Source organism: Bradyrhizobium sp. 160, from assembly GCF_023073735.1.
In the GTDB taxonomy this organism is placed as follows: Bacteria; Pseudomonadota; Alphaproteobacteria; order Rhizobiales; family Xanthobacteraceae; genus Bradyrhizobium.
The window spans coordinates 132419-144900 of record NZ_JADPKD010000054.1; the positions used below are offsets into that span (position 1 = coordinate 132419).

11 protein-coding genes are annotated in these 12482 nt (G+C 65.4%); 8 read left to right on the forward strand and 3 right to left on the reverse strand.

Annotated elements, in window-relative coordinates:
- Window positions 1–73: 73 nt before the first annotated feature.
- Entirely contained in the window at window positions 74–1039 is a 966-nt protein-coding gene (locus IVA98_RS20300) for a TAXI family TRAP transporter solute-binding subunit (RefSeq protein WP_247305200.1), read from the forward strand.
- A gap of 69 nt (window positions 1040–1108) precedes the next feature.
- Here IVA98_RS20300 and IVA98_RS20305 read toward each other — a convergent pair whose 3' ends face one another.
- Entirely contained in the window at window positions 1109–2338 is a 1230-nt protein-coding gene (locus IVA98_RS20305; protein WP_247305203.1) for an ABC transporter substrate-binding protein, read from the reverse strand.
- 370 nt (window positions 2339–2708) lie between these two features.
- Here IVA98_RS20305 and IVA98_RS20310 point away from each other — a divergent pair, with 370 nt between their 5' ends.
- Genes IVA98_RS20310 through IVA98_RS20320 form a run of 3 tightly spaced genes read left to right on the forward strand, consistent with a single transcriptional unit; the run spans window position 2709 to window position 6666 of the window.
- The gene (locus IVA98_RS20310; protein WP_247305207.1) at window positions 2709–3542 is read left to right on the forward strand and encodes an ABC transporter substrate-binding protein; all 834 of its coding nucleotides are present in this window, start codon (window positions 2709–2711) and stop codon (window positions 3540–3542) included.
- Between the two features lie 54 nt (window positions 3543–3596).
- Window positions 3597–4703, forward strand: a complete 1107-nt coding sequence (locus tag IVA98_RS20315) for a molybdopterin-binding protein (RefSeq protein WP_247305210.1) — start codon at window positions 3597–3599, stop codon at window positions 4701–4703.
- A gap of 13 nt (window positions 4704–4716) precedes the next feature.
- Window positions 4717–6666, forward strand: a complete 1950-nt coding sequence (locus IVA98_RS20320) for a molybdopterin biosynthesis protein (protein WP_247355385.1) — start codon at window positions 4717–4719, stop codon at window positions 6664–6666.
- Window positions 6667–6698: 32 nt separating this feature from the next.
- On the opposite strand, the gene mobA is transcribed toward IVA98_RS20320, so the two are convergent.
- Together mobA and fdhD are read right to left on the reverse strand one after the other, a co-directional pair.
- On the reverse strand, window positions 6699–7355 hold the full coding sequence (gene mobA, locus IVA98_RS20325; RefSeq protein WP_524536394.1) for a molybdenum cofactor guanylyltransferase MobA: 657 nt from the start codon (window positions 7353–7355) through the stop codon (window positions 6699–6701).
- Window positions 7336–8226: a formate dehydrogenase accessory sulfurtransferase FdhD gene (gene fdhD / locus IVA98_RS20330; RefSeq protein WP_247305641.1), complete on the reverse strand. Its 891-nt coding sequence runs from the start codon at window positions 8224–8226 to the stop codon at window positions 7336–7338. Before fdhD ends, mobA begins: the two co-directional genes overlap by 20 nt.
- Window positions 8227–8328: 102 nt before the next feature.
- On the opposite strand from fdhD, the gene mobB reads away from it, so the two are divergent.
- The 4 genes from mobB to IVA98_RS20350 all read left to right on the forward strand — a co-directional run bounded on the left by mobB (window position 8329) and on the right by IVA98_RS20350 (window position 12399).
- Window positions 8329–8856, forward strand: coding sequence for a molybdopterin-guanine dinucleotide biosynthesis protein B (gene mobB / locus IVA98_RS20335; RefSeq protein WP_247305222.1), 528 nt, complete (start codon window positions 8329–8331; stop codon window positions 8854–8856).
- Between the two features lie 9 nt (window positions 8857–8865).
- Entirely contained in the window at window positions 8866–10122 is a 1257-nt protein-coding gene (locus tag IVA98_RS20340; protein ID WP_247333986.1) for a molybdopterin molybdotransferase MoeA, read from the forward strand.
- A 46-nt stretch (window positions 10123–10168) separates the two neighbouring features.
- On the forward strand, window positions 10169–10432 hold the full coding sequence (locus IVA98_RS20345; RefSeq protein ID WP_247280786.1) for a sulfurtransferase TusA family protein: 264 nt from the start codon (window positions 10169–10171) through the stop codon (window positions 10430–10432).
- A gap of 314 nt (window positions 10433–10746) precedes the next feature.
- A complete protein-coding gene (locus IVA98_RS20350) occupies window positions 10747–12399 on the forward strand; it encodes an OFA family MFS transporter (RefSeq protein ID WP_247305227.1) in 1653 nt (550 codons plus the stop codon).
- Window positions 12400–12482: the final 83 nt, after the last annotated feature.

Consider the following 12482-nt stretch of genomic DNA (forward strand, 5'->3'; position numbering starts at 1 on the left):
CATGCTTTCACAAAATCCGGCTGCTGCCTACATCGTCGCAAGTCGGTGTTGACGCAGGTCCGCGGGAGCGACCATGAGATTCGCAACGTTCATCCTCATCAGTGCGGCGCTGCTCCTTGGCCCCGCTGCTGCCCAGACCGGAGGCACGGCCATTTCGACCACGACGATCAGCTTGGGCACCGCGACGCCCGGCGGCGGCTTTCCACTCTATGGCAACGCCTTCGCAGAGGTGATGAACGCAGCCGACCCGCAAATTTCCGTCGTCCCGCGCAACACCAAGGGCAGCAGCGAGAACATTCCGCTTTTGGAGAAGGGCGAGCTTGATCTTGCGCTGGTCGCAGGCGAGCCGGCCTATGAGGCCTTCGCCGGCATTGGCCGTGCGAAGGTAGCGCTGAAGATTCTCACCGCGATCTATTCCAACCCTGGCATGTTCGTGGTGCGGGCGGACAGTCCCTACAAGACGATTCACGATCTCGTCGGACAGCCCGTGGCCTTCGGCGCCAAAGGCTCGGGCCTCCCGATCCTGGCGCGCTATGTGCTTGACGGACTCGGCCTGAAGCAGGACGAGGATTTCAAGGCGATCTATCTCGACCGCGCCGGCGATGGCCCCGCGATGGTCGAAGACGGCCGCGTCGCCGCGCTGTGGGGCGCCGGCATCGGCTGGCCCGGCTTTGCCGCGGTGGCATCGAGCGCATCAGGCGCGCGCTTCATTGCGCCTGAGCTGGACGAGATCGCGCGCATCCGCGCCAAGCATGCGTTCCTCAAGCCGCTCATCGTGCCGGCCAATAGCTATCCGAAGCAAACGGAGCCGATCGCCTCGCTCGGCTCGTGGAGTTTTGTGCTGACGCGCGAGGATCTGCCTGACGATGTCGCCTATCGCCTCGCCAAGACGCTGCACGGCGTCGAGGCGACGTTCTGCAAGAGGCTCGCGCAGGCCTGCGAGACGACGGCCGCGAACACGGTCGCGGCAGCGCCGAAGCCGGAGCTGATCCATCCGGGCGTGATGACGTATTTTCGCGAGATCGGCGTGGTGAAATAGCGAATGGCGAGTGGTGAGTAGCGAATGGAGTTGGTCCATTCGCTACTCCCTATTCGCCACTCGCCAATCTCACTTCTTCAGGAGCGGGCACGCCGGGTCCGGCGGCCCGAACGCCTTGTCGCCGGAAATGGTCGTGAGGATCTTGTAATAGTCCCACGGATATTTGCTCTCCTCCGGCGTCTTTACCTGCACCAGCCAGAGGTCGTGCACCATCAGATTGTCCTCGCGCAAGCGGCCGTTGCGGGCGAAGAAATCTTCGATCGGCTTCTCGCGCATTTTGGCGGCGACCTTGAGCGGATCGTCTGTGCCGGTTTCCTTGATGGCGTTGAGATAGTGCATCACGCTGGAATAGACCCCGGCCTGCCACATCGACGGCATCTTGTTCATCTTGGCGAAATACCGCTTCGACCATTCGCGGGTCTTGTCGTCCATGTCCCAATAGAACGACGTCGTCAGGAGCAGGCCCTGCGCAGCCTGCAGGCCGAGGCCGTGGATGTCGGTGATCAGCGCCAGCAGCGCCGCCATCTGCTGGCCGCCCTTGAACACGCCGAACTCCGAGCCGGTCTTGATCTCGTTCATGTTGTTGGGGGGACCGGCGGCAATGCCGATGATCTTGGCCTTGGAGGCCTGCGCCTGCAGCACGAAGGAGGAGAGGTCGGGCGTCGCCAGCGGGGGCCGGACCGAGCCCAGCACCTTGCCGCCATTGGCGGTGACGACGGCGGAAGCGTCGCGCTCCAGCGAATGGCCGAAGGCGTAGTCGTCGGTAATGAAGAACCAGCTGTCGCCGCCGCGCTTGACCACCGCATCCGCGGTGCCGACCGCGAGGGCGCGGGTGTCGAACACCCATTGGATCGCATAAGGAGAGCAGAACTTGCCGTGGAAATCCGCGGTGCCGGTTGAGTGGGTGATGAACAGCCGCTTCTTCTCGTTGGCGACGTTCTGCACCGCGAGCCCGACCGCGGAGACCGGCACGTCGACGATCAGATCGACCTGGTCGACGTCGTACCAGCGCCGCGCGATCGTGCCGCCGATGTCGGCCTTGAGCTGGTGGTCGCCGATCACGACGCTGATCGGCTTGCCAAGCACCGTGCCGCCGAAATCGTCGATCGCCATCTGCGCCGCCGTCACCGAGCCCTGGCCGGTCGGTGCCGAGGCCGGCCCGTTCATGTCGGTGAGCACGCCGATCTTGACGAGGTCGTCGGACACCTGCGCCATTGCGGCATCCGGCAGCAGCGCCGCCGCCGAGAACGTCGCGACGAAGGCGGCCGCGACCGGCAGTCCAAACCTGATTGGATTCATGGTTCTCCTCCCTTGATCCGGCTCGTTGGCCGGTGTTGCCCGGGTATGCCCGGCTGAATTGGTTTCTTTTGCAACTATTTGGGGGCGGGCGTCAATGTCAGGCGGCGAAGCGGATCCGACCGGCCGGCGGGGGTCGTAGCCGGTCGGCTCCTCGGCACACTGGCGCCGCCGCCTCTCGCCGAGTGGCCGGAGCAGGGCCGGCATGCAAATAGCTGCGCTGCCGCATTGCGAGGTCGAGTGCGCCGCCGCCGCGCGCGGGCGATGCCGCACTCGGCCTGGCCGGCGCGGAGCGCAAGCAGCCCCGATGCGTCACGAGTGCGGCGCAATCGGTCATCATCATGATCCCGTCAAAGCCAATGGGAACACGATCATGGCCGTCCGCCGCCTGTCCGTTGCATTCACGCTTCTCTGCGGCCTTGCCGCGGGCGTTGCGGCGTCATCCGCTGAGGAGCGCGGCATCGTCCTCGCATCGACCACGGCGACGCAGGAGTCCGGCCTGCTCGATTATCTGCTGCCGATCTTCCGTGCGAAGACCGGCATCGACGTGACGGTGATCGTGCGGCGCGCCGATGAAGTGCTCGACGGGGCGCGAAGGGGCGAGGTCGACGTCGTGCTGATGCATGCGCGACCGCAGGAGGAGAAATTCGTCGCCGACGGTTTTGGCGTGAAGCGCCTCGACGTGATGTACAGCGATTATGTGCTGATCGGGCCGAAGAGCGATCCCGCGGGCGTCAAAGGCAAAGACATCGCGACCGCGCTGAAGGCGATCGAGGCCAAGGGGACGCCGTTCGTGACGCGCGGTGACCGCTCGGGCACCCATGCCGCGGAGCTCGCGCTCTGGATCGTCGCCGGCATCGACATCGCCAGCGCCAAGGGCGCCTGGTATCGCGAGGCCGGACCGGGCATGAAGGCGGCGCTCGAGGCCGCGCGCGCCGCGAACGCCTATGTGCTGTCGGACCGCGGCAGCTGGATCTCGTTCAGGGATCGCGGCGATCTCGATATCGTCGTCGAAGGCGACAGGCGATTGCTCAATCAGTACGGCGTGATGCTGGTGAACCCCAACAAGTTTCCGAACGTGAAGAAGGATCTCGCGCAGACCTTCATCGACTGGCTGACCTCGCCGGAGGGGCAGACCGCGATCGCCGGCTACAAGATCGACGGGCAGCAGCTGTTCTTCCCCAATTCGGACAGGTCGGGCGGGTAATGTCCGTAGCGCTGGCGGTTGCCAAACCGGGCGATGCATGGTCCATCATGGCGCATGATTCAGCGCCTGCCGTCCTCGCTCACGCCGCTCGACACTGCGCTCGCCGCGTTGCTGCGAGGCGTCGATCCTGTCGCGCCGATGGAGTTGCCGCTGGCGGAAGCGAGCGGCTGCGTCGCGGTGGGCGCTCCGCTGCTTGCCGCCTATCCCCCGCGCGACATTGCCGCCGCAGACGGTTGGGCGCTCTCCGCCAATGATCTCGTCGGTGCGTCCGCGTATTCGCCGCTGCCACTGGCGATGGCTCCTGCATGGGTCGATGCCGGTGAGGCGATGCCGGAGGGATGCGACTGCGTGCTCGACGCCGGGGCGGTCGAGCTGTCAGGTCCGCTCGCGCAGGTGCTGGCCGAGGCCGTGCCGGGGCAGGGCGTCAGGCGAGCGGGAAGCGACGTCGCCGCGCGCACGCCCGCCGGCGCCGAGGGCTATCCGATCGGCGCGGCCGATCTGCTGATCGCGCGCGTCGCGCATCTGGAGAAGCTCGGCGTGCGGCGGCCGCGGCTGCGCATCGTCAACGTGCCGGGCGCAACGGCAACGGCGCAGATGATCGCCGGCATCGCGCGCGTGTCGGGGCTGGAGGTGAAGACGTGTGAGGCCGGCGCGCGTGATGAAGCATCGATTGCCGAGGCGCTCGACGCTTCCTCCTGCGATCTGCTGCTGACGGTCGGCGGCAGTGGCGTCGGCCATGGGGATGCAGCTGTCGCGGCGCTGGCCCAGCGTGGCGAGGTGCTTGCCCATGGCCTTGCGCTCCAGCCTGGACGCACCGCTGCGGTCGGCCGGCTCGAAAAGGTTCCGATTGTCGCCTTGCCGGGCTCGCCCGATCATGCGCTCGCGGCCTGGCTCGCGCTCGCGCTGCCGCTCATCGATCAGTTGTCGGCGCGCCGGCCACGCCGACAGCTCACCTTGCCGCTCGCACGCAAGATTGCATCCGGTGTCGGCATCGCAGAAATGGCCCTGCTGGTCGAGGAACATCATGCGTGGATGCTGCTTGCCGTGGGCGAATGGCCGCTCCAGGCGATCGTCCGCGCCGATGCATGGCTGCTCGTCCCCGCCAGCCACGAGGGATTTGCGGCGGGCACGCCGGTCGGTGCCTATCTGATGCGGGAATGATATGGGTTCCGGCATGCCGATGATTCCGCGATCGCAAGAGCGCAGCGCGCTCGAACAGGAGCAGTTCCTCAAGATCCTGTCGCGCGAAGAAGCGCTGGCAAGTTTCGAGGCGGCGCTGTTCCCGCGGTCGATTCCGAGTGCAGCGTGCAAGCTCGCCGATGCACTCGGTGCGGCGCTCGCCGAAGACGTCACGGCACCGATCGACGTTCCGCCGTTCGACCGCTCCAATGTCGACGGCTTTGCCGTCCGCTCCGCCGATGTCGTTGCGGCAGGGGAAGTTGCACCCGTTCGTCTCGCGCTCAATGATGAAGCCATCCACTGCGGCACCGCCCCGACGCTGCAAGTGGCGGCTGGGTCCGCAACGGCGATCGCCACCGGCGGTCCGCTGCCGCGCGGCGCCGACGCTGTCGTCATGGTCGAGCACACCCAGCCGGCAGGATCGGACGCGATCGAGGTCCGTCGCGCCACGTCGCCCGGGCAATTCGTCTCCTATGCCGGATCCGACATCGCGCGCGGCGAAGCGCTGCTGCGTGCGGGGACGATCATCGGTTCGCGCGAGATCGGCATGCTGGCCGCTTGCGGCATCGCCGAGGTGAATGTCGCGCGCAAGCCTCTTGTGGCCGTCATCTCCACCGGCGACGAATTGGTGCAGCCCGGAGAGCTGCTCGCGCCCGCCGAGATCTACGACACCAACGGTGCGATCGTCACTGCTGCGATCGACGAGAATGGCGGCGAGGCGGTCTTCCTCGGCGCCATTCCCGACGATGAAGCCAAGCTCGAAGCGGCCATGCGCCGCGCGCTGGCGGATGCCGACATGCTGGTGCTGTCGGGCGGCACGTCGAAAGGCGCGGGCGACCTGTCCCATCGCATCATCGGCCGGCTCGGCCAGCCCGGAATCATCGCGCATGGCGTGGCGCTCAAGCCCGGCAAGCCGCTGTGCCTTGCGGTGTGCGACGGCAAGCCAGTGGTGATCCTGCCGGGCTTTCCGACCTCGGCGATGTTCACCTTCCACGACATGATCGTGCCGGTGCTGCGCAGGATGGCGGGGCTGCCGCCGCGCTCCGATGCCAAGGTCAGCGCGACCGTGCCGGTCCGCATCGCCTCGGAGCTCGGCCGCACCGAATTCGTCATGGTCTCGCTGGTCGAGGGCCGCGGCGGCCTGATCGCCTATCCCTCCGGCAAGGGATCTGGTGCGATCACGTCATTCGCGCAGGCCGACGGCTTTTTGCGCATCGACGCGCTCGCCGACCAGATGCCGGCCGGGACTGAAGCCGAGGTAACCCTGTTCACGCCGCATGTGCGCGTGCCGGATCTCGTCATCGTCGGCAGCCATTGCACCGGCCTCGATCTCGTGACGGTACAGCTCGCGCATGCCGGCCTTGCCGTTCGCTCGATCGCCGTCGGCAGCCTCGGCGGGCTCGCGGCGGCGCGGCGCGGGGAATGCGATCTCGCGCCGATCCATCTGTTCGACGACAGAAGCGAGACCTACAACTCGCCCTATCTCGTCGAGGGGCTTGAGCTCGTTCCGGGCTGGCGGCGGATGCAGGGCATCGTCTTCCGCAAAGGCGACAAGCGTTTCGAAGACCTCAGTGCGAAGGAGGCGGTCGCGGCTGCGATCTCTGATCCCACCTGCATCATGGTCAACCGCAATCAGGGCGCCGGCACGCGCATCCTGATCGATCGGCTGCTCGGGGGCGCCCGCCCGGAGGGCTATTGGAACCAGCCCCGCTCGCACAATGCAGTGGCCGCCGCCGTCGCCCAGCACCGCGCCGACTGGGGCATGACCATTGCGCCGGTCGCCCATGCGGGCGGCCTCGATTTCATTCCGCTCGCGGAGGAGCATTATGATTTCGCGCTGGTGACGGCGCGCAAAGACCGGCCCGCAGTGCAGGCCTTTCTCGATGCGCTCGGCTCGCATGAGGCGCGGGCGGCGCTGGAGCGCGCGGGATTTCGGCCTGCGTGAACGGCCCCGCATGCGGCCACGTCGTAAGCGCGCTAGGACGTCTCATCCAGCGCCGCCAGCCGCTCGGCCTCGGCGATGTCCTCGACAGTATTGGCATTGAAGAACGGGTCGAGCGGCTCGGTCGGCCATCTCACCGTCGCCAGCAGATAGCGCGCGGTCCAGCGGTCGATCTTGCGGAGGTCCTCGATCACGAGCGCGTGGCGTAGCTCCTCACGCAGGTCCACGCGCCACAGACCGATCACAGGATGCGACTGATCGCCTGATGCCGCGACCGCGAGCTGCGCGTTCTCGCGCGCCCGCGCCTCATGCAGGCGGGTGACCAGATCGCGCGGCAGGAACGGGCAGTCGCCCGCGGCGCTGAGCACCCACTCGATGTTCGGCCGGTTCGCCGCGGTCCAGTCGAGCGCCGCGAGGATGCCGGTCAGGGGGCCGGGAAAGCCGGGCACGCCATCGGCGACCACCTGCAAGCCGAACGCGGCGAAGCGCGCGGGATCGCCGTTGGCATTGAGGATCATCCCGCTGCATTGGGGTGCAAGGCGCGCGATCACACGCTCCAGGATGGTGCGGCCGCCGATGCTGCGCATTGGCTTGTCACCCCCGCCCATGCGCCGGGCGAGACCGCCGGCGAGCAGCACGCCAACAGTCGGCGGAACACTCGCCGGCAGAATCCTAGTCGTCACCACCTTCACCCTTGCGCTTGTGCTTGGCCGATTCCTCCTCGACGTAAGCGAGATTCTGGTCGTAGACGATGCGGTCCTCGCCCGCGAGTGCGATGAAGCGTTTTCCGCGCGTGCGCCCGACCAGCGTCAGCCCGACCTGTCTTGCGAGATCGACGCCCCAGGCGGTGAAGCCGGAGCGCGACACCAGGATCGGAATCCCCATCCGCACGGTCTTGATCACCATCTCCGAAGTGAGGCGTCCCGTGGTGTAGAGGATCTTGTCGGAGGCATCGACGCCGTGGCGGTACATCCAACCCGCGATCTTGTCGACCGCATTGTGGCGGCCGACGTCCTCGGTGTAGCAGAGCGGGGTGCCCTCCTTGCACAGCACGCAGCCATGGATCGCGCCGGCCTCTAGATAGAGCGAGGGCATGGTGTTGATGGTCTGGGTCATCTGGTACAGCCAGGAGGTGCGCAGCTCTGCCTTCGGCAGTGCGACGCTCTCGACCGCTTCCAGCAGGTCGCCGAAGGCTGTGCCCTGCGCGCAGCCCGAGGTCTGCGTGCGCTTCTTCAGCTTGGCCTCGAAATTGGTGTGGTGTGAGGTGCGCACCACGACCACCTGCAGGTCGTCGTCGTACTCGACCTCAGTGACCTCGTCATTGTATTTCAGCATGTTCTGGTTCAGCAGGTAGCCGAGTGCCAGATATTCCGGATAGTCGCCGATCGTCATCATGGTGACGATCTCCTGCGAATTCAGGTAGAGCGTCAGTGGCCGCTCCATCGGCACCTTGATCTCGACCTTGGCGCCGGTCTGGTCAGTCCCGGTCACGCTCTGGGTCAGGCGCGGGTCGTCCGTATCAGGGACGATCAGGGGCACCGGGGTCTTGTCGATCTTCATCATGGCCACGAGGTTAGCATGACATTCGGATCAAGCCGATATAAGCATGGCGGAAAGGCCGGAGGTTCCATCGGCTCGTGAGCCGTTGGCGGAGATCGGGCGGTTATGAAAGTCATCGGGCTTGCAGGCTGGAGCGGGGCGGGCAAGACCACGCTGTTGACGCGGCTGATCCCGCATTTCAACGCGGAGGGCCTGCGCGTTTCCGTGATCAAGCATGCGCATCACCAGTTCGATGTCGACGTGCCCGGCAAGGATTCCTGGCGCCATCGCGAGGCCGGCGCGGCCGAGGTGCTGGTTGCTTCGGCGAATCGTTGGGCTCTGATGCACGAGCTGCGCGGCGCCGCGGAGCCGCGACTGCCGGAGCTGTTGAGCAAGCTATCCGCGGTCGATCTCGTCGTGGTCGAGGGCTTCAAGCGGGAGCCACATCGCAAGATCGAGGTGCATCGCGGCGCCAATGGCAAGCCACTGCTGTTCCCAGACGATCCCGGCATTGCCGGGATTGTGGCCGACGTCGCGGTTGACACCCGCCTGCCGACTGTCCATCTCGACGATATTCCGGCCGCCGCGGCTTTGTTGCTGCGCGCGGCGATGCCGGTCGACGAAGCGGTGGCGAAAAGCGCCGCGATGCGCTGACGAGGCACCATGGCGCAACTATCGGACGATTGCTTTGCTTTCGGCGGCCCGATGATGTCGGTGGATGAGGCCGTTGGCCTGATCACCACGCGCGTCAATGCGATCGCCGATCTCGAAACGGTCGCGCTCGTCGACGCGGACGGACGCGTACTGGCGCGCGACATCGCAGCGCCTTTGCCGCTGCCGCCCTTCACCAATTCCGCCGTCGATGGTTACGCTGTGCGCAACGCCGATCTTCCGCAAAGCGCCGAGCAAGCATTGCCGCTCGACGGCCGTATCCAGGCCGGCGGTCTTGCACAGGCGCCGATCAAGCCCGGCCACACCGCGCGTATCTTCACGGGCGCGCCGATGCCACTGGGCGCCGAAACCGTCTTCATGCAGGAAGATGTCCGCGTCGATAAGTCCGGCAAGGTGGTGCTGCCGCCCGGGTTGAAGCCGGGTGCCAATGTCCGCCCTGCGGGCGAAGACATTCCCGAAGGGTACGTCGCGCTGCGCGCCGGGCAGCGCTTGCGGCCGCAGCATGTCGCCCTTGCGGCAGCGTTGGGCCTGACCAGCCTCGACGTCGTCAGGCGCATCCGCGTCGCAGTTTTCTCGACCGGTGACGAGCTGGCCTCGCCCGGCGAGCCGCGCGCGGCCTCGCAACTGTTCGATTCCAACCGCTTCATGCTGATGGCGATGCTGCGCCGGCTCGGCTGCGAGGTCAGCGATCTCGGCATCTTGCGGGACGAGCGTACCTCGCTTGCTCATGGCCTGAAGCAGGTCGCAGGCGATCATGACCTGATCCTCACCACTGGCGGCGTTTCGACCGGCGAGGAGGATCACGTCAAGGCGGCGGTCGAGAGCGTCGGCTCGCTGGTGCTGTGGCGGATGGCGATCAAGCCCGGCCGACCGGTGGCGATGGGCATCATCGACGGCACGCCGCTGATCGGATTGCCCGGCAATCCCGTTGCGAGCTTTGTCACCTTCGTGCATGTGGTGCGGCCGACGGTGCTGGCGCTGGCCGGTTCCCTGCCGGAGCCGCACTTGCCGATCCCTGTGCGTGCTGCGTTCACCTACAGGAAGAAAGAAGGCAGGCGCGAATATGTTCGCGCCTCCTTGCGGCGCGGAAGGGATGGCACGCTGGAGGTCATCAAGTTCCCGCGCGAGGGAGCCGGGCTATTGTCCTCACTGGTGGAGACCAGTGGCCTCGTTGAGCTTGGCGAAGACATCACGCAGGTCGAACCTGGACAGGACGTAGGCTTCTTGTTCTATGCCGATCTGCTCTAGCGGTCCTTGCGTTGACGCCATCGATCGGCCCCGCCATGGTGCGCCCATGACCAGAACGACGCTCGACCTCACCGGGTTAAAATGTCCGTTGCCCGCCCTGAAGACCCGAAAAGCCCTGAAGCCGTTGCAGCCCGGCGATCAGCTCGAGGTTCACTGCACCGATCCCTTGTCGGTGATTGACATTCCGAACCTGATCCGCGAGACCGGCGACACGGTGGAGATCACCGAGCGCAACGACGCGCGCATCGTGTTCTTGATAGAAAAATCAAATCGTTCGATAGAGAGCGCTAATGGTGCGTCGCGTTCTTGAGAACGTTACCGCGCTGATACCGACCATTTGTCTATCGACATCGTTCATGGCTTCTGCAATTGGCTTTCTCCGTTCAGGCGCGGAGGTTGAGTCTTGTCTGCGATACGCTGATCGACGGGCCGCGCTCACAATGCCTGTATGTCGTATAGGGCATAGCATCCCGCCCGAGGGGTTAGCATTTCGGATGCGCGTGACGATCCTGACGCGCGTCGAATCATTGAGCGGAGCAGCAGGGACATTTGGCTGCGTCGCTGGACTGGGGATCAGGATCTTAGGGCAGGCTGCTCAGAAGGGCGGCCTCAGGGGAGGAATGCATGGCTAGTGTTGAGAGCGCCGGGACCATTTCGGGCCGTGGCGCGGGGATTCTTGATCGCGAGCGGACCATCGCGACCGCCGGATTCAATCGCTGGCTGGTGCCGCCGGCGGCGCTGTGCATCCATCTCTGCATCGGCATGGCCTATGGCTTCTCAGTATTCTGGCTGCCGCTTTCCCGAGCCATCGGCATCACGGCGCCGAAAGCCTGTCCGGATATGTCGCTATGGCAAGAGCTCTTCACCACCACCTGCGACTGGAAGGTCGCGAGCCTGGGATGGATGTTCACCCTGTTCTTCGTCGTGCTCGGCGTTGCCGCCGCTGTTTGGGGCGGCTGGCTTGAGCGGGTCGGTCCGCGCAAGGCAGGCTTCGTTGCTGCGCTATGCTGGTGCGGTGGCCTGCTGCTTGGCGCGATCGGCATCTATACCCATCAGCTCTGGATCATGTGGCTGGGCTCCGGCGTGATCGGCGGCATAGGTCTTGGTCTCGGTTACATCTCGCCGGTGTCGACGCTGATCAAATGGTTTCCCGACCGCCGCGGCATGGCGACCGGCATGGCAATCATGGGCTTCGGTGGCGGCGCCATGATCGGCGCGCCATTTGCCAACCTCCTGATCAACTATTTCAAGACCTCGATCGATGTCGGTGTATGGCAGGCCTTCGTCGTCATGGCCGTCGTCTATTTCGTCTTCATGACCATCGGCGCTTTCGCTTATCGCGTGACGCCGGCTGGCTGGAAGCCTGAAGGGTGGACGCCGCCGAGCGAGAAGAAGACGATGATCTCCGAGCATCACGTCCATCTCAACAACGCGCACAAGACGCCGCAGTTCTGGCTGATCTGGTGGGTGCTGTGTCTGAACGTGTCGGCTGGCATCGGCGTGATCGGAATGGCTTCTCCGATGCTCCAGGAAATCTTTGCCGGCAAGCTGATCGGACATCCGGAGCTTACCTTCGGTCAGCTCTCGGTCGAGCAGAAGACGGTTATCGCTGGAATTGCGGCGGGCTTCGCCGGCCTGCTATCGCTGTTCAACATCGGCGGCCGCTTCTTCTGGGCAACGCTGTCGGACACGATCGGCCGCAAGAACACCTACTACACGTTCTTTATTCTCGGCATCGTTCTCTACGCGCTGGCGCCGACCTTTGCGGCCATGGGCTCGAAGCTGCTCTTCGTGCTCGGCTTCGGCATCATCCTGTCGATGTATGGCGGCGGATTCGCGACCGTGCCGGCCTATCTCGCCGACATGTTCGGCACCCAGTTCGTCGGCGCCATTCACGGCCGGCTCCTGACGGCATGGTCGACCGCAGGCATCATCGGCCCGGTCGTGGTGAACTACATTCGCGAGTTCCAACTCGCGGCGGGCGTTCCGCGCGACCAGCTCTACAACACCACTATGTACATTCTTTGTGCGATGCTGATCGCCGGCATCATCTGCAACTACCTGGTCAAGCCGGTCGATCCGAAATGGTACATGAGCGAGGCCGACGTCGCCAAGTTGCAGGCGGCGAATGCGGGCGCCGGCACCGTGCAGACTGGCTCGTTCGGAATCGGCACCGGCGGCCTCGATGTCAAGGCAGCACTGTTCTGGCTCTTCGTCTGCGTTCCGCTGGCGTGGGGTGTCTACAAGACGCTCGAGAGCGCGGTTAAGATCCTCTGATCGCGCAAACCTCCTCGTGGCGTACAGGGGCATGCGGCCTTATTGGCCGCATGCCCTTAAATGCTTATTTGAGCGCAAGAATT